This is a genomic window from Streptomyces sp. WMMB 714, from assembly GCF_900090125.1.
In the GTDB taxonomy this organism is placed as follows: domain Bacteria; phylum Actinomycetota; class Actinomycetes; order Streptomycetales; family Streptomycetaceae; genus Streptomyces; species Streptomyces daqingensis.
Map to the genome: position 1 here is coordinate 173075 of NZ_FMHJ01000007.1, position 25293 is coordinate 198367.

A 25293-nucleotide genomic window follows, 5' to 3' on the forward strand; every position below is an offset into this window, starting at 1 on the left:
GAGGTTTTTTCGTTTTCCGGACCACCCCGCCGGAAGCGGCAGCGCGACGCGGAACCAGGAGTAACGCGGGACAAGCAGAGCCAGGCATTCCGGATCTCGCTCATCCTTCAGGAGCCACAACAGCCATGACCACCGACGCCCCGGCCACTCCGGACGACAGCTTCCACATCTTCGACACCACCCTCCGCGACGGGGCCCAGCGTGAGGGCATCAACCTCACCGTCGCCGACAAGCTGACGATCGCCCGTCACCTCGACGAGTTCGGCGTGGGCTTCATCGAGGGCGGATGGCCGGGTGCCAACCCGCGCGACACCGAGTTCTTCGAGCGCGCCCGCAGGGAGATCGACTTCCGGAACGCGCAGCTCGTGGCCTTCGGCTCGACCCGCAAGGCAGGCGTGCGGGCAGCGGACGACCCGCAGGTCAGGGCCCTGGTCGAGTCGGGGGCGCCCGTGGTGACCCTCGTCGCCAAGTCGCACGACCGGCACGTCGAGCTGGCGCTGCGCACCACGCTGGAGGAGAACCTGGCGATGGTCCGCGACACCGTGACGTACCTGCGCGAGCAGGGGCGCCGCGTCTTCGTGGACTGCGAGCACTTCTTCGACGGCTACCACGCGGACGCCCGCTACGCGAAGCAGGTCGTGAGCGCCGCCCACGAGGCGGGGGCCGACGTCGTCGTGCTGTGCGACACCAACGGCGGGATGCTGCCCGCGCAGATCCACGCCGTCGTCCGCACCGTCCTCGCCGACACGGGAGCGCGCCTCGGCATCCACGCGCAGGACGACACGGGCTGCGCCGTCGCCAACACGCTCGCCGCGGTCGACGGCGGCGCCACGCACGTGCAGTGCACCGCCAACGGCTACGGGGAGCGCGTGGGCAACGCGAACCTCTTCCCCGTCACGGCCGCCCTCCAGCTCAAGTACGGCAAGCAGGTGCTGCCGGCCGGCGCGCTGGAGGAGATGACCCGGATCTCGCACGCGGTCGCCGAGGTCGTCAACCTCACCCCCTCCACGCACGAGCCGTACGTCGGCACGTCCGCCTTCGCGCACAAGGCGGGCCTCCACGCCTCCGCGATCAAGGTCGACCCGGATCTGTACCAGCACATCGACCCGGAGCGCGTGGGCAACACCATGCGGATGCTCGTCTCGGACATGGCGGGCCGCGCCTCCGTCGAGCTGAAGGGCCGGGAGCTCGGTTACGACCTGGAGGGCGACCGCGACCTCGTCGGCCGCATCGTCGAGCGCGTCAAGGAGCAGGAGCTGAAGGGCTACACCTACGAGGCCGCCGACGCCTCGTTCGAGCTGCTGCTCCGCGACGAGGTGGACGGCCGCTCCCGGCGCTTCTTCCGGCTCGAGTCCTGGCGCACCATCGTCGAGCAGCGTCCCGACGGCGACCAGGCCAACGAGGCGACGGTCAAGCTCTGGGCGAAGGGCGAGCGGATCGTCGCCACCGGCGAGGGCAACGGGCCTGTCAACGCGCTGGACCGCGCGCTGCGCCGCGGGCTGGAGCGCCTCCACCCGCAACTGGCCAGGCTCTCCCTCGTCGACTACAAGGTCCGCATCCTGGAGGGCGCGCACGGCACCGACTCGACGACGCGGGTGCTGGTCTCCATGAGCGACGGGGGCGCCGAGTGGTCGACCGTCGGCGTCGCGGGCAACATCATCGCGGCGTCCTGGCAGGCGCTCGACGACGCCTACACGTACGGCCTGCTGCGGGCCGGGGTGGAGCCGCACGAGTAGACCGGACCCGGACCCGGACCCGGCGCCGGGACGGGAGGACGGAGGAGCCTCGGCCTGCCTGCCTGCCTGCCTGCCAGCCCGTCCCGTCCCGGTTCCGTCCCGCCTCCCCTGCGGCGGCCGCCTCCGGCCCGTGTCAGCCGTCCAGCCGCACCGGCAGCACGCTGCGGCTGTTGCCCACGAGGCTGGGCCGGGGCGGCAACTCCTCGTCCCGTACCGCCAGTTCCAGCCGGGGATGGCGCGCGAAGAGCGCTTCGAGAGCGATCGCGGCCTCCATCCTGGCCAGGGGAGCGCCGATGCAGAAGTGAGCGCCGTGGCCGAAGGAGAGGTGCGCGGCGGGCGGGCGGGTGACGTCGAAGCGGTCGGCGTCGGCACCGTGCGCACGGGGGTCGCGTCCGGCCCCCAGATAGCCGGCGAGTACCGGTGTCCCCCGGGTGATGACGGTCCCGGCCAGGGAGATGTCGCTGGTCGGGTAGCGGAACGGGAAGAAGCCGATGGGCCCGTCGTAGCGGAGGGTCTCCTCGACGACTGCCTGCCATGTGGCCGCACCCGCCAGCACGGCTTCGAGCTGCTCGCGGTGGGTGCACAGGGCCCGCACGGCGTTGGTGACCAGGCTCATCGTCGTCTCGTGGCCCGCGACCGTGAGCAGGAGCAGCGTGCCTGCCAGCTCCCGCTCGCTCAGCCGGTCCCCGTCCTCGTCGCGGGCGGCGACGAGGGCGCTCGTGAGGTCGTCCCGCGGCTCGGCGCGGTGCGCGGCCACGACGCGCGCGAAGACGCCGGCCGTCTCCCTGTTGGCCTCGACGATCTGCTCGGGCGCCGAATCCGTGCTGAGCAGGACGCGGAAGAGCTGGTGCAGACGGTCGCGCGACGCGCCGTCCACGCCGAGGAGTGCGCAGATGACGTTCATGGGCAGCGGATAGGCGAAGTGCTCCCGCAGGTCGACCGTGCCGTCCGGCTCGGTGAACTCCGGTAGCCCGTCGAGCAGTTCGGCGGTCAGCAGCTCCACCTGCGGCCGCAGGCCCTCCACGCGGCGCGGAGTGAACGACCTCGCGACGAGGCCGCGCAGCCGCCGGTGGTCGGGACCGTCCGCGGTCGTCATCCCCTCGACGGTGGCGTACACGGACAGCGGCCAGCCCTCCGGCGTCCGGCCTTCCCGCAGGGCCGTGAAGTGGCGTGCGTTCTTGGCGACTTCGGGGTGGGAGAGCAGCTCCTTGAGCTCGTCGTGCCCGGTGACGGCCACCGCCTCGACGTCCCCCGGGAGCAGGACCGGCGCCGCCGCGGGGCACCTGTCCCGCAGCAGGCGGCTGGCCGCGTGCTGCGCGGCTCCTGAGGGGTCCAGACGGTGCGGTGCCTCGGGCGCGTCGGTCATGGTGCAACTCCTGTCCGGCCGCTGTGCGCGGGATGGGGCCGAGATGCAATATCCGCTCTGCGTCCTTGCCCCGCAAGGGAGTTGAGTGCCGGACAGGGCACGCGCCGAACCCGCGGACGGCTGCCGGGCGGTGCTGCGGCGGGCATTGCCGCCGCGCCCCCGCACTGCTAGACACCCAAAGACGCTCAAAGAGGTCTATGCCACTTCGAGAGGGGTCCTTCCCGTGCCGCCCACGCCGAACTGGCCCAGACGCACATTTCTGGCCGCCTCCGCCGCGAGTGCCCTCACCCTCACCGCCGAGGGCACCGCCTCCGCCTCCACCAAGATCCCGTCCGCCCGCCCGGCTGCCGCGGCCGACGACTTCGCCGCCCTGCGGCGCCGCTGGCTCGACCTGGCCCTCGGCAGCGGCTTCGACCCGGAGGCCGAGCCGTACGCCTCCCGTCTCGCGGAGACCGGGGAGCAAGCCCTCGCTCTGCGGGCCGAGATGAAGCCCACCGACGACTCGCTCTTCCCCGGCTACCCGTTCGACCCGCCTTCCGGGATCACGCAGTCCTACCAGCGGCTGGAGACGATGGCGCTGGGCTACGCGCAGCCCGGCACCGGCTGCACCGGCGACGCCGCGCTGCTCGACGCCGTCACCTCGGGCCTCGCCCACGTGCACGAGCGGATCTACCGCGCGGGCACCGAGCCGTACGGCAACTGGTGGGAGTGGCAGATAGGCAGCCCCCGCCTGCTCCTGGACATCGTCGCGATGCTCCACGACGAGATCGACGAGGCCGTGCGCGCCGAATACCTCGCGGCCGTCGACCACTTCCTCCCCGAGTCCGTCTTCGACGAGTACACGGGCACCTCGACCGGGGCCAACCGCGTCGACTTCTGCCGCGTCTACGCGGTGCGGGGGATTCTCGGCGAGGCCCCGGAGAAGATCGCGCTGGCCTCCTCGGCCCTCTCGCCCGTCTTCCCGTACGTCACGGAGGGGGACGGCCTCTACGCCGACGGCTCCTTCGTCCAGCACACCTGGGTCGCCTACTCCGGCACCTACGGTTACGTGCTGCTGGACGGGCTGGGGAGGCTGTTCACGCTGCTGGACGGCACGAGCTGGGAGGTCACCGATCCGGCGCGACAGATCATCCTCGACAGCGTGGAGAACGCGTACGCCCCGCTGCTGCACGACGGGCTGATGATGGACAGCGTCAGCGGCCGGGCGATCTCCCGCGGCGTCCTCAAGCAGGACACGAAGGGCATCCGGCAGAGCGACCACACGAGGGGGCACCAACTCGTCGCCGCCGTCGCGCTGTTGGGCGGGGGAGCGAGCGAGGCCGAGCGGCGCCGCTGGAACGCGATGGTGCGGGGCTGGATCGAGCGCGACACCGAACTCCCCGTGCTGACCGACCCGCAGTTCGACGTCGCCGACCTCGCCCGGCTGCACGCGGTGGCCGGGGAGGAGGGCGGGGAAGCGGCACCCGAGCCCGTGGGGCACCGGCTGTTTCCGGCCATGGCACGCGCGGTGCACCGCCGGCCGGGCTGGTGCGCGAACCTCTCCATGGCCTCGGACCGGATCGCCTACTACGAGGCGGGCAACGGGGAGAATCCTCGCGGATGGCACACGGGTGCCGGAATGCTCTACTGGTGGAGCGGCCCGCGGACTCTCGGCCAGTACACGGACGACTTCTGGCCGACCGTCGACTTCTACCGGCTGCCCGGCACGACCGTCTCGGCCAAGAGGCTGCCGGACAACGCGGGCGGCGAATGGGGCGAGCCGAAACCCGACGCACGCTGGGCGGGCGGCGCCACCGACGGGCACTACGCGGCTGCCGGCCAGCACGTGCGGGGCCTGGAGAGCACGCTGACCGCCCGCAAGTCCTGGTTCTTCGTGGACGACGCGGTCGTCTGCCTCGGGGCGGGGATCGGCTGCGCGGACGGCACGGACGTGGAGACCGTCTTCGACAACCGCAACCTCGGGGAGCGCGGCGGCGCCGCGCTGACGGTGGACGGCCGGCGCTTCGTGCCCGGCCCCGGCCGCACGCGCGCTCTCCGGCACGCCGGCTGGGCGCATCTGGCGGGTCACGGCGGCTGGATCTGGCCGGAGGGGACGGCGCTGCGCGTGAAGTGCGAGGACCGCGACGGTGCCTGGTCCGACATCAACGAGGGCAGCGTCACCGATCCGGTCACGCGCCGCTGGCTGACCCTGTGGACGAGCCACGGCACCGACCCCCAAGACGCCGGATACGTCTACCTGTTGATGCCCGGGGCGGACGCGCACGAGGTCGCCGCCCGCGCCGCGCACCGCCGCTGGCTCACCGTCGACGCCAACTCCGCCGCCCGGCAGGCCGTCACGGTCAGGAGCCTCGGGCTGTCGGCCGCCAACTTCTGGGAGGCGGGCAGGGCGGGTGCCCTCTCGGCGGGAGCCCCGTCGAGCGTCCTCGTACGGCGGGAAGGACGCACCGCGCGGCTGCATGTGTCGGAACCCACCAGAACGGGGGAGCCGTTCGAGCTGACCTGGCACAGGCGGGTGCGCGAAGTGCTGGACGCCGACGCGGGGATCGAGGTGCTGGAGCCCTCCCGAGGGGGCGGCGGACTCCGGCTCCGCGTGACTCCGGGCACGGCGGGAGCCACTCTGAGCTGTACGGTGCTGCTGCGCTGAGCTGGGGCGCGAGGGGCGGGACGGCCTGGGCCTCCGCACCTCCCGGGCGCCTGACGGAGCACCGACAAACCGTTGACGCGTGGCTGTGGGAACCCCACAGCCACGCGCGCGTCCGGTGTGAGACTTCCCTGTTTGGACGTGATGTGAAGGAGCAGTTCTGTCCAGCGCGACCATGAATCGGCCTTGGACACTGTCTGAATCTGACGAGGAAGAATCGGCTCGGCGTTTCGTAGGGTCTATACATGACCGATCAGCCCCAGTCCTCGCAGCAGGCCGCGGATCCCGTACCGGGGGAAGTCCCCGCCGAGCCGGCCCAGGACGCCCGCGGACGCGTGGCCGAACTGCACGCCCTGCGGGAGCGCGCCCGTCAGGGCCCCAGCGAGAGGGCGACCGAGGCTCAGCACGCGAAGGGCAAGCTGACCGTCCGGGAGCGGATCGAACTCCTCCTCGACGAGGGGACGTTCCGCGAGGTGGAGCCGCTGCGGCGGCACCGCGCCACCGGCTTCGGCCTGGAGGAGAAGAAGCCCTACACCGACGGCGTCGTCACCGGATGGGGCCTCGTGCACGGCCGCACGGTCTTCGTCTACGCGCACGACTTCCGCATCTTCGGAGGTGCGCTGGGAGAGGCGCACGCCACGAAGATCCACAAGATCATGGACATGGCGATCTCCGCCGGAGCGCCCCTGATCTCCCTCAACGACGGCGCGGGAGCGCGTATCCAGGAGGGCGTCTCGGCGCTCGCCGGGTACGGCGGGATCTTCCAGCGCAACACCAAGGCCTCGGGAGTCATCCCGCAGATCTCCGTGATGCTCGGCCCGTGCGCCGGCGGCGCCGCCTACTCGCCGGCGCTCACGGACTTCGTCTTCATGGTCCGCGACACCTCGCAGATGTTCATCACCGGACCCGACGTGGTCCAGGCGGTGACCGGCGCGCAGGTCTCCCAGAACGGCCTCGGCGGCGCGGACGTGCACGCCGGGACGTCCGGGGTGGCCCACTTCGCGTACGACGACGAGCAGTCGTGCCTCGAAGAGGTGCGCTACCTGCTGTCGATGCTGCCGAGCAACAACCGCGAGAACCCGCCCGTCGAGGAGTGCCACGACCCCGTCGACCGGCGCGGTGAGGCGCTGCTGGACCTGGTGCCCGCGGACGGCAACCGCCCGTACGACATGCGCAAGGTGATCGAGGAGATCGTCGACGACGGCGATCTGCTGGAGATCCACGAGCGCTGGGCCACCAACCTCATCGTGTGCCTGGCGCGGATGGACGGTCAGGTCGTCGGCATCATCGCCAACCAGCCGCAGTCGCTGGCGGGCGTGCTGGACATCGAGGCGTCCGAGAAGGGCGCCCGCTTCGTCCAGATGTGCGACGCCTTCAACATCCCCATCCTCACGCTGCTGGACGTCCCGGGCTTCCTGCCCGGAGTGGACCAGGAGCACGGCGGCATCATCCGGCACGGCGCCAAGCTGCTCTACGCGTACTGCAACGCGACCGTGCCCCGCATCTCGGTGGTGCTGCGCAAGGCCTACGGAGGCGCGTACATCGTCATGGACTCCCAGTCCATCGGCGCCGACCTGACGTTCGCCTGGCCGACGAACGAGATCGCGGTCATGGGGGCCGAGGGTGCGGCGAACGTCATCTTCCGCAGGCAGATCAACGGTGCGGACGATCCCGAGGCCATGCGCGCGCGGATGGTCAAGGAGTACAAGGCCGAGTTGATGCACCCGTACTACGCCGCCGAACGCGGCCTGGTCGACGACGTGATCGACCCCGCGGAGACGCGCGAGGTCCTCGTCCGGTCCCTCCAGATGCTCCGCAGCAAGCACGCAGACCTGCCGTCGCGCAAGCACGGCAACCCGCCCCAGTGAGCCCGCAGAGTCAGCAGAGTCCACAGCAGGATCTCAGCCGAGTCCGTCAGCAAGGGAAGCGACAGCCGATGAAGACCAGCGACAGAACCGGCACCGCCGAAGCCGCCCTCCGCGCCGACGCCGCCCGTCTGGTGCGCGTCGAGAAGGGACACGCGAACGAAGAGGAACTGGCCGCCGTCACGGCCCTGTTGCTCGCCCGTGCCGCGGCCACGGCACGCCACTCGGCGATCCCGGCCCCCCGCGAGGCGGGCCGCAGCAAGGCCGGCTGGCGGCGCCTGGAGCGCGCCCGCGGGTTCCGAGCCCCGCACAGCTGGCAGGGCTGAGGAAGCGCCCCCGCGGGCCGCTGAGAGCCGTCAGCGAGCGAGAGACGCGAAAGGACGCCCCCCGGTGAACTCACGGGGGGCGTCCTGCTGTTCGCCGCGCTACGGGCCGCTTCAGCCGACGGGGGCGTCCTCCAGTACCGTGCGCTGAGGATTCGCCGTCTGCGCGGGCAGTTCTTCGAAGTCCGCGTCCAGCGCCTCCGCCGCGACCGCCTCGGTGGTCAGCTCGTCCGCGTCCTGGAGGCTGGCCAGGGTGGTCCGGCGCGGGTTGGCCGTGTTGCGCATGATAAGGGTGGTCTTCACTCGACCGTACCTCTCAACTTTCCATCAGTTGTCGTTGCAACGCATTCTGTAAACCAGCTTAAGTTCCCGATTTCCCTCCAGTGCGTGACGCAGGCAATGCGGAGCGTGTGAGTTTCCTCACCGGAGCAGGGGCAAAAAGGGCGTAGGGGACGGAAGTTGAGAACCGCCGAAGCGGACATCGGGGTTGGAAAAGGAGTTTCGTGGTCCTGGGTCGGTGCAGACCCGTCGCAGAACCTTTACGATCTCCCGTTGAAAAGTCCGGAATCACGAAAAGTGCGTTCCACAAGAAGTGACGGAACATCGGCGCAGCGTCACATCTCCATCCGGGTTTTCCACAGGCCTTGTTGGAGATCCGGCACTGTGCTGGAATTCCACGGACCGCCGCGGGAAACAACCGGCGCGCAGGGGCGCAGAGCAGCGCCGCGCGGCGGTCAGGGGACGCGCGCCGGTCACTCACGACCGCCAGGGGGGCCTTGGGACCCCCACGACTCGATACCGTCCCGCCGTCCCAAGCGGAGGGGCGCCTGGTCCAGAGGTTGCGACGCTAGTGCAGGGACGTTTCAAGAGGGATGGCAGCGCAGCGGGGGACGTGGAGCCGCGCGGAATGACCGACCGCGGCACCTCGCCCCAGCGCGCCCAGCAGACCGGCCCCACGGCCGCCGTGCACGAGGACGACAGCGCGGCGACGAACCGTTCGGGCAGCGGTACGGGCAGTGAGGGATCCGCCCCCGAGCGCGTCAGAACGCCCCCGGGGCCCGGGTCCCGGGTCGCGCTGCGCAACTGGCGGATCAGCACGCGCCTCGTCTCGCTGCTCGCGCTTCCCGTCGTCGCGGCCACGACTCTGGGAGCCCTGCGCATCCAGGACTCGCTGGGCAAGGTCGACCAGCTCGAGAACATGAAGCTGCTCACGGAGATGACGGAGCAGGCGACCGAACTCGCCTCCGCTCTCCAGGAGGAGCGCGACCGCTCGGCCGGCCCCCTCATCGCCACGGGCGACCAGAAGGACGACACGGTCGTCGGGCCCCGGCAGAAGACGGACCAGTCCTTCCGGGCGTTCAAGGAAGCGACGGCCGACATCGAGGGCACCGACGAGGTGATGGCGGGCGTCCAGTCGACCGTCCTCGACATCACCCGCCAGGTGACGGCGATCAAGGACGTCCGCGACCGGGCCTACGACAACGAGGAATCGGTCTCGCAGACGGTCAACAGCTACAACCAGCTGATCGATTCGCTGCTGTCCCTGTCGCAGGACATGGCCCAGGCATCCAACAACTCCGAGATGATCCAGAGCACGCGCGCGCTGGCGGCCTTCTCCACCGCCAAGGAGCACGCGTCCATCCAGCGGGCGATCATCTCCGCGGGCCTCGCCCGCAAGGGCGGTCCCGAGCTCTCCGAGAGCGACCGGCTGTTCGGCAAGACCGCCGCCGACAGCGAGGACGCCTCGCTGGACAGCTTCACCAAGATCTACGGCGACGAGCGCGCCGTCGAGCTGACGAAGCCCCTCGACGGCGGCGTCGTCAACATCACGCTGGCGGACAAGTACCGCGACCGCGTGCTGAACAACCCCGACGGCATCAAGAGCGAGACCCGCTCGTACCCCGACTGGTACGACCAGGACCGCTCCAAGATCGACGAGATGGCCAAGATCGAGTCCGCGCTCCTGTCGCAGCTGGAGCAGCAGGCTCGCGAACTGCGCTCCGCCGCGCAGCGCGAGGCCATCATCAACGGCGCGGTCATCCTGCTCGTCCTCGGCATATCGCTCGTCGGCGCGTTCGTCGTGGCCCGCTCCATGGTCCGGTCGCTGCGCAGGCTCCAGGACACCGCTCAGGACGTCGCCCGCAAGCGCCTTCCCGAGCTGGTCAAGCAGATGTCCGAGGCCGAGCCCCAGGACGTCGACACCTCCGTCGAGTCCGTGGGTGTGCACAGCCGGGACGAGATCGGCCGTGTGGCCTCCGCGTTCGACGACGTCCACCGCGAAGCCGTCCGGCTCGCGGGCGAGCAGGCTCTGCTCCGGGGCAACGTCAACGCGATGTTCACCAACCTCTCGCGCCGCAGCCAGGGCCTCATCCAGCGCCAGCTCTCGCTGATCTCCGAACTGGAGTCCCGCGAGGCCGACCCGGACCAGCTCTCGTCGCTGTTCAAGCTGGACCACCTCGCGACGCGTATGCGCCGCAACGGCGAGAACCTCCTCGTCCTCGCGGGCGAGGAGCCGGGCCGCCGCTGGACCAGGCCCGTCCCGCTCGTGGACGTCCTCCGCGCGGCCGCCTCCGAGGTGGAGCAGTACGAGCGCATCGAGCTGAACTCCGTGCCCGCCACCGAGGTCGCCGGCCGCGTCGTCAACGACCTCGTGCACCTCCTGGCCGAGCTGCTGGAGAACGCGACGTCGTTCTCCTCGCCGCAGACGAAGGTCAAGGTCACCGGCCACGCCCTGCCCGACGGGCGGGTGCTGGTGGAGATCCACGACACCGGCATCGGCCTCTCGCCGGAGGACCTCTCCGCGATCAACGAGCGGCTGGCCAGCCCTCCGACGGTGGACGTCTCGGTCTCCCGCCGCATGGGCCTGTTCGTGGTCGGCCGCCTCTCGCTGCGGCACGGCATCCGCATCCAGCTGCGCCCGTCGGACTCCGGCGGTACGACCGCACTGGTCATGCTTCCCGTCGACGTCGCACAGGGCGGCGCCCAGCCGCCGCAGCCAGGCAAGGCCAAGTCGGCGGCCGGCGCGGCGCCGAAGGGCAGCGGCCTCGCCGCCGCGCTCCAGCGCGGCCCGAGCGGCGGCCCCGGTGCCAAGCTGGGGCAGGCGCGTCCCGTCGGCGGCGGCGAGGCCCGCCCCGAACTGCCCGGCGGCGGAGCCCCCGTGGGCGCCGGAGCCGGACCGGGCGACAACGGCGCTCCGGCGACCGACTTCTTCAGCGACAGCGGCGCGGGCAACGGCAAGCCCCGCGGCGGCCCGCCCGCCGCTCCGCCGCTCAACCGCCAGGTTCCGCCGCTGCCGCAGCGTCCCGGCCCGGCCGGCCAGCTGACCGGCGGGAGCAACGCGAGTCCTGCGGGTCCCGGTGGTCCGGGCGGTCCCGGCGGCCAGCGCGGGCCGGGCGACACGGGCGAGTTCAGCAGGCCGGACGACTGGCAGAGCTGGGAGGGCAACCAGGCCACGGGCGAGTACGCCGCCCCGCCGCAGCCCGGCCAGGACACCGGCGAGCGCCCCCAGCCGCCCTCGGACACGGGCCAGTTCGCCCGCCCGCCGCAGCCTTCCGAGGCGAGCCCGTTCGCGCGTCCCCCGCAGCCTTCGGGCACGGGCGAGTTCCAGCGTCCGCCGTCGCCCGCCGAGACGGGGCAGTTCGCCCGTCCCGAGGAGTGGAACCAGCGTCCCAGCTGGGCGTCCCCTTCGGGGCCCGGCGAGGACGGCCCGCGCGGGCACGACGACTCCGACGTCGCCGACACCGGAGAGTTCGCCCGTCCCGGGTTCACCGGCGCCTCCAGCGGCGGCCAGGGTGCCGCTCCCGGCAGGGAGCAGCAGGGCCAGAGCCCGCAGGACACCGGTGAGCACGCACAGCCCGACCGGACGCAGAACGAGCAGGCGCCCGCCTACGACCCGGATTTCGGCATACCCGCGGTGCCGCCGGCAGCAGCCGACGCACCGACGCCGATCTTCGAGGCCATCGAGTCCAACTGGTTCCGTGCCGCTTCCTCGGCGCCTCCCCCCGCACCCCGCGGGGACAGGCACGAGGGGGCGCCGGAGCCCTCGCACCAGGCACCCGCACCACGGCCCGGCCAGCCGGCCTCCGCCGTGCCGCCGATGCCGCAGCGTCAGACCGCTCGGGGCACCGCCGAGAGCGCGTCTGCGAATTCCGTCCACGCCACCGGGGAAGCGCACAGCGGCGCCGACCCGGGTGCGTACTGGGGTGCCTCTCCCAACGACGAGCGCTGGCGCAAGGCCGAACAGGTCCGCCAGCCCGCCGCCGGGGGAGTCACCACTTCGGGTCTGCCGCGTCGCGTGCCCCGCGCCAACCTTGTCGCGGGTACCGCGCAGCAGCAGTCCTCCGCCCAATCCGGTCCCCAGGTCTCCCGCGCCCCTGACGACGTCCGTGGCCGGCTGACCAACCTACGCCGCGGCATCCAGCAGGGCCGGCAGGCCGGTACGACGAACGGCCGCGGCATTGGCCCCACTTACCAGCAGGAGCGTTAGTTGAGTCCGATGAGCCAGGCGGCGCAGAATCTGAACTGGTTGATCACCAACTTCGTGGACAACACCCCAGGTGTGTCGCACACGGTGGTGGTCTCCGCGGACGGCCTCCTTCTGGCCATGTCCGAGGGCTTCCCGCGCGACCGCGCCGACCAGTTGGCGGCGGTCGCCTCCGGGTTGACCTCACTGACCGCGGGCGCCTCACGCATCTTCGAGGGGGGCCCCGTCAACCAGACCGTGGTGGAGATGGAGCGGGGGTTCCTCTTCATCATGTCCATCTCGGACGGCTCCTCTCTCGCCGTCCTCGCCCACCCCGAGGCCGACATCGGTCTCATCGGTTACGAGATGGCCTTGCTGGTCGACCGCGCGGGAACAGTCCTCACCCCTGACGTGCGCGCTGAACTCCAGGGGAGCATCCTCAACTGATCCGAACAGCAGCATCATGTGCCACCTCAGACCGTTAGCCGACCCGACCTCATGCCTCGCTCGGAGGAGCCATGACCCCGCCAGCCACGCCCGGCCCGTACGGTGCCCCATACCAGCACGCACCGTACGGAGGTGAGGGCGACCAGCCGCTGGTGCGCCCTTACGCCATGACGGGCGGCCGTACACGGCCGCGCTACCAGCTTGCGATCGAGGCGTTGGTGAGCACGAGCGCCGACCCGATGCAGCTGCAGGGTCTGCTCCCCGAGCATCAGCGGATCTGCCATCTGTGCCGTGAGGTCAAGTCGGTGGCGGAGGTCTCCGCCCTGCTCGCGATACCGCTCGGCGTGGCCCGGATCCTGGTCGCCGACCTCGCCGAGGCCGGCATGGTGGCCATCCATCAGCCCGGCGGCGGTTCCGAACCTGGTGGCGCTCCGGATGTGACCTTGCTCGAAAGGGTGCTCAGTGGACTTCGCAAGCTCTAGCCCGCAGACGACGGGGCAGACGATGGGTTACGGAGCCCCTGCGGCCGCCCGTTCGACGACCTCCGCGAAAATCGTGGTCGCCGGTGGTTTCGGTGTGGGCAAGACGACCTTCGTGGGTGCCGTGTCGGAGATCAATCCGCTCCGTACGGAAGCCGTGATGACCTCGGCCTCCGCCGGGATCGACGACCTGACCCACACCGGCGGGAAGACCACCACCACGGTGGCCATGGACTTCGGCCGCATCACTCTCGACGACGACCTGATCCTGTACTTGTTCGGTACGCCCGGGCAGGACCGTTTCTGGTTCATGTGGGACGACCTGGTGCGTGGTGCGATCGGTGCCGTCGTGCTGGTCGACACCCGCCGCCTCGCGGACTGCTTCCCCGCGGTGGACTACTTCGAGAACTCCGGCCTCCCCTTCGTGATCGCGCTGAACGGCTTCGACGGCCACCAGCCCTACGGGCCGGAGGAGGTCCGCGAAGCGCTGCAGATCGGCCCGGACACTCCCATCATCGTCACCGACGCCCGGCACCGCGCCGAGGCGAAGAGTGCGCTGATCACTCTGGTCGAGCACGCGCTGCTCGCCCGCCTGAAGTGAACAGCGGAGCCAACTAGACGCACCGTACGTCGAGTTGATGGCACAGCCGGTAACGCTGCCTACAGCGTCCGGCTGTGTTCTTCGCCATGCCCGGGCCCGAATTCATAACGTTTCGACAGTGAATTACGGCTTCGTGAACACTGCTGGCGAGCGGAAAACTTCACTCTGCTCACAAAACTTGCCCGCGATGTCGTGACTGTCGCTTTCTGCCCCTTTTGCAGGGCCTCTCACTGACTCGTTCCCACCTCAACCAACTGTTTGGCTCACTCTGTTCTGACGTGCTGAAATGCGCTGAACTCAGCAGTAGCGAGTGGCACGACGGGACCCGCGTAACGGCCGATGTCGGACAGCCGGGTCCAAGAGGTGAGGAGTCGCGTGAGGCGAAGCAAGACGGGCGCTGCGACACGGGCGGGCCAGGAGTCCCGGGGCAACTTCACACCGCCGTCCCTGGGCACGGCGACCGCCGGGCTGCCTGCCGGCGACAGCGGCAACGGCAGCCGCCTGGCGGTCCGGAACTGGCGCGTGAGAACCCGCCTCAACGCGATCCTCCTCATTCCCGTGATCGTCGGCCTGGTCTTCGGCGGCTTCCGGGTCCAGGACTCCGTGGAGACCTGGAACGAGGCGGACGAGGCACAGCGCACCGCCGAACTCGTCCGCGCGGCCGCCACCTACGGCAACGCCCTCATCGACGAGCGCGACCGCACCGCGGCACCCCTGCTCGCGGGCCGCCGGAACGATCCGGCAGTCGAGCGCGTACGCGCCGTCACCGACCGCGCCAAGGAGGGCTTCGACCGCGCCGTGACGGCGATGCCGGACAAGCCCGGACTCAAGCGCCGGCTGGCCGTCTTCCGCAAGGAGGAGCCCAAGCTGGGCGAGCTGCGCAGGGCGGCCTACACCGACCGTCTGAGCGGCGTGCGCACCGAAGAGGGCTACGTCACGATCCAGCACCCGCTGATGGAGTTCGCCAACGAACTCGGCTTCGGCACGGGCAACATCACCTCCTACGGCCGCACCGTCTACTCGATCTCCCTGGGCAAGGCGGCGCAGTCCCTGGAACGCTCCATCGCCATGCACATCCTGGTGCGCCCCGGACCGTCGAAGGAGGACCGGAAGCGGCAGTTCACCGCTCTGACCTCCTACGCCTACCTCGAGCGCATCGCCATGGAGGAGTACGTCGGAGGCGGGCGCCCCGAGGACATCGCGCTGCTCGAGCGCGAGAAGGCCCGCGCCGAAGCCAAGGGCAAGAAGCTCGCGGCAGCCCAGAAGGCGAAGGTGCAGGCGGCGGGAGGGCAGTACATACCGCCGCCGCCCGCGGAGAAGGCGATACCGGCGATCGTCTCCGGCGCCGGCGCCCGGGCGCTGAAGGCCAAGGGCATCACCGCGAAGAGCTGGTTCGCCTCCAGCACCTCCAAGTTCGACGCCTACCGAGCCGTGGAGAAGCAGCTCGCGGACCAGGCGGTCGAGGAGACCGAGCAGATCTCCTCCGACGCGCGGCAGGACGCCTTCGTCAACGCGCTCATCGTGCTGGTCTCGCTGCTTCTCGCCTTCGTCGTCGCGGGCATGATGGCCCGCTCGATGAGCCGCGGCATGCGCAACCTGCGCACCGCCGCGTTCGGCATCGCCGAGGAGCGGCTTCCCTCCTTGGTCGACCAGCTCTCCCGTACGGACCCGGGACGGGTGGACACGAGGGTCGCGCCCATCCCGATCGACAGCCGGGACGAGATCGGCGAGGTCGCGCGGGCCTTCGACCAGGTGCACCGCGAGGCCGTGCGCCTCGCGGCCGAGCAGGCGCTGCTGCGAGGAAACGTCAATGCGATCTTCACGAACCTCTCCAGCCGCAACCAGGGCCTCATCGAGCGCCAACTGGGCCTGATCTCCGACCTGGAGAACAACGAGGCCGACCCGGACCAGCTCGAGAGCCTCTTCCGCCTCGACCACCTGGCCACCCGCATGCGCCGCAACGGGGAGAACCTCCTCGTCCTCGCCGGCGAGGAGCCCGGCCGCCGCTGGAACGAGCCCGTCCCGCTCGTCGACATCCTGCGGGCGGCCTCGTCCGAGGTGGAGCACTACGAGCGCATCGAGCTCTCGGGCATCCCGGAGAGCGAGATCCACGGCCAGGTCGTCAACGACCTCGTGCACCTGCTGGCCGAACTCCTCGAGAACGCCACCACGTTCTCGTCCCCGCAGACGAAGGTGCACGTCACGGCGACCCGGCTGCCCGACGGCCGCGTCGTCGTCGAGATCCACGACAAGGGCATCGGCCTGACCGCCGAGGACTTCGCCGACATCAACCACAAGCTGGCCAACCCGCCCACGGTGGACGCCAGTCTGGCCAAGCGCATGGGCCTGTTCGTGGTCGGCCGGCTCGCCGACCGGCACGGCATCCGCGTCCAGCTGCGGCCCTCCGGCGAACAGGCGGGCACGACGTGCCTGGTGATGCTTCCCGAGGCCATCACCCGTGGCGGCGGAGGGGAGGAGGACGCCTTCGAGGACTTCAGCGTCTCCCGCATCATGCCGGAGCATCCCCGGCCCCCTCGGCAGCGGCACGGAGAGCTGACCGGGTCCCGCTCCGCGGCCGAACTCGGCTTCGACGACGGCTCCTACGAGATCCCCGACGACGTCTCCGCGCTCGACGCCGTGAGGCCGTCCCTGCCGGGAGGCGGCCACGACGACCTCGGGGAGCGTCCGGGCCGGCACCGCTCCGGCCCGGGAGAGAGCCTGGGGGAGCGCCCGGACGAGCGTCCGGGCGGCGACCCCCGCCCGCTGCGGCCCGCGCCGTCGGGGTACGGGCAACAGCCGTACGGCCGACCCGAGTTCGGCGGCCGGCAGGCCGACTCAGGGTGGCGGGGGACGTACGGGCAGCACGAGCCGCCGGAGACCGGCGGGCCCGGAACCGGGCCTTCCGCAGGTGACCGGTACGTTCCCGAGGAGCCACAAGCGGAATCCGCACCCGGCGTTCACGGGAACGGCAGCAACGGCGTAGGCTTCGACCGGCCGGGTCCCGGCCCGAGCGACTACCGCTCCACTACCGGCGCAGGTCTTCCGCGCCGAGAGACGGCGCGGCAGGGGCAGGCGGGTGGACCGAAGGCGCAACACGAGGAACCCCAGCGTCAAACGGAATCCTCCGGGAGTTGGCACTCGGCCAACGACGAGCGCTGGAACCGAGCGGGCCGGCTGCGCGAACCGCAGTCCGGTGGTACCACTTCATCCGGCCTTCCCAGGCGGGTGCCCAGGGCCAACCTGGTCGAGGGCACAGCCGAAGCACCCATGCAGGGAGGCCCCGCGGTCTCCCGTGCGCCGGAGGACGTCCGTGGCAGGCTGAGTAACCTGCACCGGGGCGTCCGCAGAGGGCGCGGTGCGGGTGACGGCCCCCACAATGACCGACAGGGCTTCGGCCCCGGCAGCACCTACGATCAGGAGCGTTAGTGTGAGCCCGATGAGCCAGGCGGCGCAGAACCTGAACTGGTTGATCACCAACTTCGTGGACAGCACCCCGGGTGTTTCCCACACGGTTGTGGTCTCCGCGGACGGGCTACTGCTCGCGATGTCCGAGGGCTTCCCGCGCGACCGCGCCGACCAGTTGGCCGCGGTCGCCTCCGGGCTGACCTCGCTCACCGCCGGAGCTTCCCGCATCTTCGAGGGCGGCATGGTGAACCAGACAGTGGTGGAGATGGAGAGGGGATTCCTTTTCATCATGTCCATCTCCGACGGTTCCGCCCTGGCGGTCCTCGCCCATCCCGATGCCGACATCGGTCTGGTCGGCTACGAGATGGCACTTCTCGTCGATCGCGCGGGTACGGTTCTCACCCCGGACCTCCGTGCTGAACTGCAAGGCAGCCTGCTCAACTGATTCTCAACCAGTAGTCAGGCAGTGCGCGTTGCGCCTCCGCGCCATAAGGTGCTGGGGATGCGGCGCTCACTCAACGAGCTGGAGCAGGCGGAATGATGTGGCAAGCACGTCCGTGAGTCGGAGGAGGAAACGTGACAATGCCCCCAGACGGCCCGTCGTCGTACGGCAGTGGTCATGAGAACGCGCGCCCGAAGCGGTTCAACTTCCCCTCGACGCCCAGCAGGCACGTGGGCGCCCACTCGCGCGACGAGCCGCAGCCTCCGCGGAGGCAGCAGCCGCCCCCGCAGCGGCAGGAGCCGCCGCAGTTCGACGAAGGGCTGTACGGCGGCCGCCGCGAGCAGTCGTACGGCGGGGGGCAGTACGACCAGGGCCCGCCGCCCCGCATCCAGCCCGTGCAGCCCGCCCCGCGCAGCGACGCGGGGAGCCACAACGGCCGCACCGAGCAGCAGCCGCTGGTGCGCCCGTACGCCATGACCGGCGGCCGTACCAGGCCCCGCTACCAGCTCGCCATCGAGGCTCTGGTGCATACTTCGGCTGAACCGGCCCGACTTCAGGGCCAGTTGCCGGAGCATCAGCGGATCTGCCGGCTGTGCTACGAGATCAAATCGGTAGCTGAGATCTCGGCACTTCTCTCCATTCCCCTTGGCGTCGCCCGTATCCTCGTCGCCGACCTGGCGGAGGCCGGACTCGTCGCCATCCACCAGCCCGGCGGCGAGGACACCAACGCCGACGGCCAGCCAGACGTGACACTGCTCGAAAGGGTGCTCAGTGGACTTCGGAAGCTCTAGCGGCGGCGCTGCTGCCCGTTCCACCACTTCCGCGAAAATCGTGGTCGCCGGTGGTTTCGGTGTGGGCAAGACGACCTTCGTGGGTGCCGTGTCGGAGATCAATCCGCTGCGCACGGAAGCCGTGATGACCTCGGCCTCCGCCGGGATCGACGACCTGACCCACACCGGTGACAAGACCACCACCACGGTGGCCATGGACTTCGGCCGCATCACTCTCGACCAGGACCTGATCCTGTACCTGTTCGGTACGCCCGGGCAGGACCGTTTCTGGTTCATGTGGGACGACCTGGTGCGTGGTGCGATCGGTGCCGTCGTGCTGGTCGACACCCGCCGCCTCGCGGACTGCTTCCCCGCGGTGGACTACTTCGAGAACTCCGGCCTCCCCTTCGTGATCGCGCTGAACGGCTTCGACGGCCACCAGCCGTATACCCCGGAGGAGGTCCGCGAAGCGCTGCAGATCGGCCCGGACGCGCCGATCATCACCACTGACGCGCGCCACCGCTCGGACGCGAAGAGCGCGCTGATCACCCTGGTCGAGCACGCGCTGATGGCCCGCCTGCGCTGAGCGGCCGGGCAGCCCGCAGAGCTTCCGCAACGACGAAGAGCCGGACGTGGTCCGGCTCTTCGTCGTTCGTCTGCGGGAGCCCCCGGCACCGGCGCACCCACCGGCCAGGCATTCGCGGCACGACCTGCGGACCGGCACGGTGCGAGGCGTTCCGACGCGCTTCAGGCGGTCTTCCCGGCCTTCTTCTCCGCGGCGTCCCGCCGCCACGCGTCGCCGAGCGGCACGAGGCCCAGAACGAAGAGAGCCAGTGAGGTGGGCAGCACCCACCCCGGTATCGCGGCCGTCTCCGCCGTGCGCCACTGGACCCAGCACAGCGGCACGAGGGCGACCCCGTACAGCGCGTTCATCATCAGCAGGGCTCTGGCGGTACGGCGTGCGGACGCGGCGCTCGCCGGACGGTTGGTCAGCGAGTTCGCGACCGCGGACCGGCGGCCCTCGGGGCGGGACATCTCGTCCAGCGGCGTGATGCGGGCCGAGAGCGCCGCGCTGCCGGCGAGGGCGGCCGTGAGCCCGGCGTAGACGAGGACGGGGACGAACGCGGCCCAGAGGGTCTTGTCCGTCCACGCGTCGACGCCGCCCGGGCCCACGTGCGACGGCACCCGGCCGGGCAGGTACGGGTACCGCAGTGCGCCCCACGCCGCCATGCCGCACAGCAGCAGGAGGCTCGGGGCCAGCCAGACCCACACGGCTCCGCTCCGCCCGTCCCGGGTTCCTTCCGCCATGTCTTCCCCCGCTTTCCGCTCGCTCCGGACCGCTTGTGGGACGACGCGTCGTCCTCCCCGCGATTGTGCCCGTCTCACCGCACCGCACCGCACCGGGCCGGACCCGCTCTGAAGCCGCCCCGCCCGCGCGCCCGGGGGGCGGGGGCCAGGCCCCGCCGCGTGGCATACGCTGGAGCGTCGTCACCCCACGCCTCACCTGAAGGGCACCCGAACCCGTGCGCATCGCAAGATTCTCCCTCGACGGAAACGTCGCCTTCGGCGTCGTGGAAGGGGACGCGGAGACCGAAGGCGGCCCCGTCCTCGACATCATCAAGGGCCACCCCTTCGCGGAGTTCGAGCGCTCGGGCCAGAAACTCCCCATGGACAAGGTGCGGCTGCTGCCGCCGGTGCTGCCCAACAAGGTCGTCGCCATCGGCCGCAACTACGCCGAGCACGCCAAGGAGTTGGGCAACGAGGTCCCCGACACCCCGGTCGTCTTCTTCAAGCCCTCCACCTCGGTGTGCGGCCCCCACGACCCGATCGCGTACCCGTCCTTCTCGTCCGAGGTGCACTACGAGGCCGAACTGGCCGTCGTCATCGGACGGTTGTGCAAGGACGTCCCCCGGGAGCGCGTCAAGGACGTCATCCTCGGCTATACCTGCGGCAACGACGTCACGGCCCGCGACGTGCAGCGCGCCGAGTCGCAGTGGGCGCGGGCGAAGGGCTTCGACACCTCCTGCCCGCTCGGCCCCTGGGTCGAGACCGAGCTGGACGCCTCGGACCTGGGCGTGATGTGCACCGTCAACGGCGACCAGCGGCAGCTCGGCCGGACGAGCGAGATGGTCCGCTCCGTCGAGGACCTGGTCGTCCACATCACCGAGGCCATGACCCTGCTTCCGGGCGACGTGATCCTGACCGGCACCCCCGCGGGTGTGGGCCCCCTGAACATCGGCGACGAGGTCGCCGTCACCATCGAAGGCATCGGCACTCTCACCAACAAGGTGGTCAAGCGTGACTGACGCGACCGCGACCCTGTCCACGGTCGATCCCAAGGACGTCCGCGTACGGTTCTGTCCCTCCCCGACGGGCAACCCCCACGTCGGGCTCATCCGCACCGCCCTTTTCAACTGGGCCTTCGCTCGCCACCACGGCGGCACCCTCGTCTTCCGCATCGAGGACACCGACGCGGCCCGCGACTCGGAGGAGTCCTACGAGCAGCTGCTGGACGCCATGCGCTGGCTCGGCATCGACTGGGACGAGGGCCCCGCGCCGTTCGACGAGGTGTCCGGCGGCAGCGGCGGCCCGCACGGCCCGTACCGCCAGTCGCAGCGCATGGAGATCTACGCCGACATCGCGGCGAAGCTCCAGGAGCACGGCTACGCCTACCCCTGCTACTGCACGGCGGACGAGCTGGAGGTGCGCCGCGACGCCGCCCGCAAGGCGGGACGGCCCTCCGGCTACGACGGAAAGTGCCGCGACCTCACCCCCGAGCAGATCGCCGCGTACGAAGCGGAGGGGCGCAGCCACATCGTGCGCTTCCGCATGCCGGACGAGACGATCACTTTCACCGACCTCGTCCGCGGTGAGCTGACGTTCGCCCCGGAGAACGTCACCGACTACGGCATCGTCCGCGCCAACGGAGCCCCGCTCTACACGCTCGTCAACCCCGTCGACGACGCGCTGATGGAGATCACGCACGTACTGCGCGGCGAGGACCTGCTCTCGTCCACGCCGCGCCAGATCGCCCTCTACCGGGCCCTGGCGCGGATCGGCGTCGGCAACGGCACAGTCCCCGCGTTCGGGCACCTCCCGTACGTCATGGGCGAGGGCAACAAGAAGCTCTCCAAGCGCGACCCGCAGGCCTCGCTCAACCTCTACCGGGAGCGCGGCTTCCTGCCGCAGGGCCTGCTCAACTACCTCTCGCTGCTGGGCTGGTCGATCGCCGAGGACCGCGACATCTTCACCCTCGACGAGATGATCGCCGCCTTCGAGATCACCGACGTCAACGCCAACCCGGCCCGCTTCGACCTGAAGAAGTGCGAAGCGATCAACGCCACGCACCTCCGCGAACTCCCGCCGGCCGAGTTCGTCGCGGCGTGCGAGCCGTGGCTGCGCGCGCCGTACGCCCCCTGGGCGCCGGAGGCCTTCGACCGGGCGGCGTTCGAAGAGCTCGCTCCGCTGGCCCAGACGCGCCTCACCGTTCTCTCCGACATCACCGCCAACGTCGACTTCCTCTTCCTGGACGAGCCCGTCGCGGACGAGGCGTCCTGGACGAAGGCGATGAAGCCGGGCGCGGAGAACGTGCTGCGCACTGCCCGTACGAAGCTTGCCGAGGCCGACTGGAAGGCCGAGGCGCTGAAGGAGGCGGTGCTGGCGGCCGGCGAGGAGCACGGCCTGAAGCTCGGCAAGGCCCAGGCCCCGGTCCGCGTCGCCGTCACGGGCCGCACGGTCGGCCTCCCCCTCTTCGAGTCCCTCGAACTCCTCGGCCGCGACCGCACGTTGGCGCGCGTCGACGCGGCCCTGGCGAAGCTGGGCGGTTAGCGGGACGCCTGAACCTGCGACGGGTTGTGCTCCGGGCGCCTCGGAGCACAACCCGTCGCAGGTTCAGGCCAGTCGCCTCCCCGGCTCAGCGCGGCTCTGCCGGGTCCTGGTAACCCGTGGGTAGGTCGGTCCTCGGCGGAAGCTGCTGCGGAACGAGAGGCCGGGCTGCGGGCTTTCCCAGCCGGAACATCAGGCTGGAGGACTGTGCGGATCGCCGGTCAGAGACCACGATCCCGCCGCGCCACTTGCCCACCGGGTCCCGGTACCGGAACTGCAGCTTGCGAAGCTGGTCCCCGAACGTGCTCCGCAACCCCGCGTACGCATCGTCACAGTGCACATTCCAGGTGAGGTCACTGGTGTAGGCGTGACACGCGATCGGGAACAGCAGCGAGGAGACCACGAGGTCGGCGAGCTGAAGCAGCGTGTGCGTGTCGCTGTGTCCGAACACCGGGGACTCGATGATCCCTCGGTAACCGTCCCCGCCGGTGCGGTACTTGCGCGTCGTCACACAGTGCACGTTCGGTGCGTTCTTCGACTTCGTGCGGCTGTCCAGGACCATCATCCCGCGTGAGTGCTCATGTGCGAGCTGGGCCTGGAATGTCTCCGTGAGTGCGCTCACGGAGGAGCTGTACACACCGGTCTCGTCGAAGGCGCACCCCTCCTCTTTCACCCACACCCTGGCGAGGACGCGCGCGTCGTGCTGCCGCAGGATGTCCAGGAGTGACCCAAGGAGGTCGAAGGCCGCGCGACGCCAACTGTGGTTGCCCACACGGATGTTCTTCCGCACATCCGAGCCCTTGACCTCGTGCTGGATCACCTCGGAGAGAAACGTGGCGCGCTGAAGCTGTGGCCGGTAGTGCTTCTTGACCTTGAGGAAGTCCCATGTGAGCGCTTTGACCTGGGACCGGGGAACGGTGAAGCCGCCGACCACAAGTACGGGCGGCGCATCCGGCCTCGCGGGGTCGAGGGTCTGCCCGTTGCCGGCTTCGTCGATGTAGCACAAGTGCACGCGGTGCGCTCCCCCGACAACGTCTGTGGCCGCCCGGAGGCGGCCACAGGGTCTGTGCAGTCATATGCACGGTTTCTTTGGTTGCTGATGGCGATGTTGCCACCGGGGTCAGCACGGGTCAAGCCGAGAGGTCACCCTCGGTTGACACCAGGTCACTACTGTTCCTGACGGGGCGCGAACAAGTTCCCGGGGCGCGTGCCGAGCGGCCGTCGCACCCTCGCGGCGCGGCCTCTGCGCCGGATTGCTCATGCCTTCGCACATGACCCCACCAGCAGGCGGGGCCCCACACCGTCTTGCCGACCACCCGGTCCCGCACGCCCCACTCCGCCGCGAACGCGGCCACCAGAGCCAGCCCGCGGCCCGACTCGGTCAGGGCGGTCGGCTCCACGGCACACGGGAGCGGCGGCGCGGCGGGTGGCGGGCGGTGGTCCCCCGCGTCGGAGACCTCCACGGTGACGGCCTTCTCCAGGTCGTACTCCAGCCGCACTTCGACCAGCCGGCCGGGGACGAGTCCGTGCCGCACGGCGTTCGTCACCAGTTCCGACACGACGAGCGCCACGTCCTGCACGCCGCTCTCCGCCACGCCCAAGGCCCGCAGTCCGTCCGTGACGGCCCTGCGGGCCAGGGCGACGCTGCGCGGGACGGAAGGGAACCTCCGCCACCACACGAGCGAGGAGAGCGAGGGGGCGTTCTCATGACTTTCCTGGTTCATGTGACCAGGATCGACGCGGGCGACTACGTTCGGTAGTAACCGCACGTCGACGGCGCCGGACGGCGACCTTCGTGCGCGCGAAGTTGCACGGCGTTGAGACGAGTTGAGGAACGGTGGACCGACGATGACGCAGAACAAGAAGGCGACCTCCCCGTCCGCGCAGTACTTCGCGGAGATCCTCCGCCTGCTGCGCACCTCGGCCGGGCTCTCCCAGAACGACCTCGGCGCGCGCATGAACTACACGGGCGGTGCGGTCAGCGCGGTGGAGACGGGGGCCAAACCGGCCACCGACGAGTTCGTGACGGCGGCGGAGAAGGCGCTGGACGCCGGCGGCGTCATCCTGGCCGCGAGCAAGTACCTCCGCCTGGAGCGGTATCCCGAACACTTCCAGGGCTTCGTGCAGTTGGAACAGGAAGCGCTGAGTGTTTCGTCGTTCTGCACGCAGGTCATTCATGGACTGCTCCAGACTGAGTCTTACGCTCAGGCTGTGCTCAGCTGTGGATTCCCACCGTTGGATGAGACGGAGGTTGAGGGGCTGGCGGGGGCGCGTATGGAGCGCGCTGCTCTGCTGACCCGAAAGCCCGTGTGTGTCATCAACATCGTGCTTGAAGAAGCTGCGCTGCGTCGTCGCGTGGACAGTGCCGAAACGATGAAGGCCCAGTACGAGCACCTTCTGACGTGTGCCGGGCGTCCCAATGTGGTCGTGCAAGTGATGCCGACCGAAAGAGGTGAGCATGCCGGTATCGAAGGTCCCATGACCTTGATCGAGACACCGGTGTGCGAACGTCTCGCGTACATGGAGTGCAACGGGACCAGCAGTCTTGTATCCAGGCCGGAAGACGTGGGTGTCTTCGCGCGCCGGTATGCCATGATCGGCCAGCAGGCCCTCCGGCCGGAAGAATCCCTCAGCCTCATCAAGGAGTTGGCGGAAGAGCTATGAGCGAGCTGATCTGGTGCAAGAGCAGCTACAGCGACTCCAGCGGCGGCGAGTGTGTCGAGATTGCCCACACTGCCACCTACGTGCATGTGCGTGATTCGAAGCGCACAGACGGGCCCGTACTGAACGTTCCATTCACGTCCTGGCAGCGGTTCCTCGGCAGCATGCCTTGTGGTGAGTGACGTGACGGTGGCCGTCGTGTAGCGAACGGCCGCCGAAGGCCGTTGCACTTGCCCAGGAATGACCGCTCCTCAGGCGCGGGCCGGTAGG

General features: G+C 70.2%; 21 protein-coding genes. 16 read left to right on the forward strand and 5 right to left on the reverse strand.

Annotated features, from left to right (window positions below):
* Positions 1–125: 125 nt before the first annotated feature.
* Positions 126–1736 carry a citramalate synthase gene (gene cimA / locus H181DRAFT_RS14915; protein ID WP_045864927.1) on the forward strand — a complete coding sequence of 537 codons (1611 nt, stop codon included), beginning with the start codon at positions 126–128 and terminating at the stop codon, positions 1734–1736.
* Between the two features lie 133 nt (positions 1737–1869).
* On the opposite strand, the gene H181DRAFT_RS14920 is transcribed toward cimA, so the two are convergent.
* Positions 1870–3102 (reverse strand): cytochrome P450 family protein, encoded by a 1233-nt coding sequence (locus H181DRAFT_RS14920; RefSeq protein WP_045864928.1) that lies wholly within the window; start codon positions 3100–3102, stop codon positions 1870–1872.
* Positions 3103–3325: 223 nt separating this feature from the next.
* Between H181DRAFT_RS14920 and H181DRAFT_RS14925 the strand changes: the two genes are divergently transcribed.
* From H181DRAFT_RS14925 to H181DRAFT_RS14935, 3 genes are all read left to right on the forward strand, one after another.
* Positions 3326–5746 carry a polysaccharide lyase 8 family protein gene (locus tag H181DRAFT_RS14925; protein ID WP_045864929.1) on the forward strand — a complete coding sequence of 807 codons (2421 nt, stop codon included), beginning with the start codon at positions 3326–3328 and terminating at the stop codon, positions 5744–5746.
* A gap of 242 nt (positions 5747–5988) precedes the next feature.
* Complete coding sequence (locus tag H181DRAFT_RS14930; protein WP_045864930.1) at positions 5989–7611, forward strand: acyl-CoA carboxylase subunit beta; 1623 nt, start codon at positions 5989–5991, stop codon at positions 7609–7611.
* A gap of 68 nt (positions 7612–7679) precedes the next feature.
* Positions 7680–7934, forward strand: coding sequence for an acyl-CoA carboxylase epsilon subunit (locus H181DRAFT_RS14935; RefSeq protein WP_045864931.1), 255 nt, complete (start codon positions 7680–7682; stop codon positions 7932–7934).
* A gap of 111 nt (positions 7935–8045) precedes the next feature.
* Here H181DRAFT_RS14935 and H181DRAFT_RS14940 read toward each other — a convergent pair whose 3' ends face one another.
* Positions 8046–8234: a hypothetical protein gene (locus H181DRAFT_RS14940; protein WP_045864932.1), complete on the reverse strand. Its 189-nt coding sequence runs from the start codon at positions 8232–8234 to the stop codon at positions 8046–8048.
* Between the two features lie 547 nt (positions 8235–8781).
* Between H181DRAFT_RS14940 and H181DRAFT_RS14945 the strand changes: the two genes are divergently transcribed.
* The 8 genes from H181DRAFT_RS14945 (at position 8782) to H181DRAFT_RS14980 (ending at position 19123) form a co-directional block, all read left to right on the forward strand.
* On the forward strand, positions 8782–12417 hold the full coding sequence (locus H181DRAFT_RS14945) for a sensor histidine kinase (RefSeq protein ID WP_045864933.1): 3636 nt from the start codon (positions 8782–8784) through the stop codon (positions 12415–12417).
* A gap of 9 nt (positions 12418–12426) precedes the next feature.
* Positions 12427–12840 carry a roadblock/LC7 domain-containing protein gene (locus tag H181DRAFT_RS14950; RefSeq protein WP_028435354.1) on the forward strand — a complete coding sequence of 138 codons (414 nt, stop codon included), beginning with the start codon at positions 12427–12429 and terminating at the stop codon, positions 12838–12840.
* Positions 12841–12911: 71 nt separating this feature from the next.
* The gene (locus H181DRAFT_RS14955; RefSeq protein ID WP_045864934.1) at positions 12912–13322 is read left to right on the forward strand and encodes a DUF742 domain-containing protein; all 411 of its coding nucleotides are present in this window, start codon (positions 12912–12914) and stop codon (positions 13320–13322) included.
* A gap of 22 nt (positions 13323–13344) precedes the next feature.
* A complete protein-coding gene (locus tag H181DRAFT_RS14960; RefSeq protein WP_045864935.1) occupies positions 13345–13920 on the forward strand; it encodes a GTP-binding protein in 576 nt (191 codons plus the stop codon).
* Between the two features lie 375 nt (positions 13921–14295).
* Positions 14296–17346: a sensor histidine kinase gene (locus H181DRAFT_RS14965; RefSeq protein WP_045864936.1), complete on the forward strand. Its 3051-nt coding sequence runs from the start codon at positions 14296–14298 to the stop codon at positions 17344–17346.
* 10 nt (positions 17347–17356) lie between these two features.
* Positions 17357–17770, forward strand: coding sequence for a roadblock/LC7 domain-containing protein (locus tag H181DRAFT_RS14970; RefSeq protein ID WP_045865126.1), 414 nt, complete (start codon positions 17357–17359; stop codon positions 17768–17770).
* Between the two features lie 137 nt (positions 17771–17907).
* Positions 17908–18558, forward strand: coding sequence for a DUF742 domain-containing protein (locus tag H181DRAFT_RS14975; RefSeq protein ID WP_045864937.1), 651 nt, complete (start codon positions 17908–17910; stop codon positions 18556–18558).
* Positions 18539–19123: a GTP-binding protein gene (locus H181DRAFT_RS14980; RefSeq protein ID WP_045864938.1), complete on the forward strand. Its 585-nt coding sequence runs from the start codon at positions 18539–18541 to the stop codon at positions 19121–19123. The genes H181DRAFT_RS14975 and H181DRAFT_RS14980 overlap by 20 nt, the downstream gene beginning before the upstream one ends.
* A gap of 161 nt (positions 19124–19284) precedes the next feature.
* Here H181DRAFT_RS14980 and H181DRAFT_RS14985 read toward each other — a convergent pair whose 3' ends face one another.
* Entirely contained in the window at positions 19285–19845 is a 561-nt protein-coding gene (locus H181DRAFT_RS14985; protein ID WP_052708591.1) for a DUF1648 domain-containing protein, read from the reverse strand.
* A 215-nt stretch (positions 19846–20060) separates the two neighbouring features.
* Between H181DRAFT_RS14985 and H181DRAFT_RS14990 the strand changes: the two genes are divergently transcribed.
* Positions 20061–20843, forward strand: coding sequence for a fumarylacetoacetate hydrolase family protein (locus H181DRAFT_RS14990; RefSeq protein WP_045864939.1), 783 nt, complete (start codon positions 20061–20063; stop codon positions 20841–20843).
* Entirely contained in the window at positions 20836–22365 is a 1530-nt protein-coding gene (gene gltX, locus H181DRAFT_RS14995) for a glutamate--tRNA ligase (RefSeq protein ID WP_254666847.1), read from the forward strand. Before H181DRAFT_RS14990 ends, gltX begins: the two co-directional genes overlap by 8 nt.
* An 85-nt stretch (positions 22366–22450) precedes the next feature.
* Here the strand turns inward: gltX and H181DRAFT_RS15000 are convergent, their stop codons facing one another.
* Both H181DRAFT_RS15000 and H181DRAFT_RS15005 read right to left on the reverse strand, forming a co-directional pair.
* Positions 22451–23374: a DUF3800 domain-containing protein gene (locus tag H181DRAFT_RS15000; protein ID WP_045864940.1), complete on the reverse strand. Its 924-nt coding sequence runs from the start codon at positions 23372–23374 to the stop codon at positions 22451–22453.
* 118 nt (positions 23375–23492) lie between these two features.
* Positions 23493–24086, reverse strand: a complete 594-nt coding sequence (locus H181DRAFT_RS15005; RefSeq protein WP_078895748.1) for an ATP-binding protein — start codon at positions 24084–24086, stop codon at positions 23493–23495.
* Positions 24087–24210: 124 nt separating this feature from the next.
* Between H181DRAFT_RS15005 and H181DRAFT_RS15010 the strand changes: the two genes are divergently transcribed.
* Entirely contained in the window at positions 24211–25026 is an 816-nt protein-coding gene (locus H181DRAFT_RS15010) for a helix-turn-helix domain-containing protein (RefSeq protein ID WP_045864941.1), read from the forward strand.
* The gene (locus tag H181DRAFT_RS15015) at positions 25023–25205 is read left to right on the forward strand and encodes a DUF397 domain-containing protein (RefSeq protein WP_045864942.1); all 183 of its coding nucleotides are present in this window, start codon (positions 25023–25025) and stop codon (positions 25203–25205) included. The genes H181DRAFT_RS15010 and H181DRAFT_RS15015 overlap by 4 nt, the downstream gene beginning before the upstream one ends.
* Positions 25206–25293 lie beyond the last annotated feature (88 nt).

Bases quoted from the DNA above. Each gene is read 5' to 3' on its own strand.
- H181DRAFT_RS14930 (WP_045864930.1), top strand. From the start codon at position 5,989: ATGACCGATCAGCCCCAGTCCTCGCAGCAGGCCGCGGATCCCGTACCG.
- H181DRAFT_RS14975 (WP_045864937.1), top strand. From the start codon at position 17,908: ATGCCCCCAGACGGCCCGTCGTCGTACGGCAGTGGTCATGAGAACGCG.
- H181DRAFT_RS15005 (WP_078895748.1), bottom strand. From the start codon at position 24,086: ATGAACCAGGAAAGTCATGAGAACGCCCCCTCGCTCTCCTCGCTCGTG.
- cimA (WP_045864927.1), top strand. From the start codon at position 126: ATGACCACCGACGCCCCGGCCACTCCGGACGACAGCTTCCACATCTTC.
- H181DRAFT_RS15015 (WP_045864942.1), top strand. From the start codon at position 25,023: ATGAGCGAGCTGATCTGGTGCAAGAGCAGCTACAGCGACTCCAGCGGC.
- H181DRAFT_RS14935 (WP_045864931.1), top strand. From the start codon at position 7,680: ATGAAGACCAGCGACAGAACCGGCACCGCCGAAGCCGCCCTCCGCGCC.
- H181DRAFT_RS14920 (WP_045864928.1), bottom strand. From the start codon at position 3,102: ATGACCGACGCGCCCGAGGCACCGCACCGTCTGGACCCCTCAGGAGCC.
- H181DRAFT_RS14955 (WP_045864934.1), top strand. From the start codon at position 12,912: ATGACCCCGCCAGCCACGCCCGGCCCGTACGGTGCCCCATACCAGCAC.
- H181DRAFT_RS14950 (WP_028435354.1), top strand. From the start codon at position 12,427: ATGAGCCAGGCGGCGCAGAATCTGAACTGGTTGATCACCAACTTCGTG.
- H181DRAFT_RS15010 (WP_045864941.1), top strand. From the start codon at position 24,211: ATGACGCAGAACAAGAAGGCGACCTCCCCGTCCGCGCAGTACTTCGCG.
- H181DRAFT_RS14970 (WP_045865126.1), top strand. From the start codon at position 17,357: ATGAGCCAGGCGGCGCAGAACCTGAACTGGTTGATCACCAACTTCGTG.
- H181DRAFT_RS14960 (WP_045864935.1), top strand. From the start codon at position 13,345: ATGGGTTACGGAGCCCCTGCGGCCGCCCGTTCGACGACCTCCGCGAAA.
- H181DRAFT_RS14985 (WP_052708591.1), bottom strand. From the start codon at position 19,845: ATGGCGGAAGGAACCCGGGACGGGCGGAGCGGAGCCGTGTGGGTCTGG.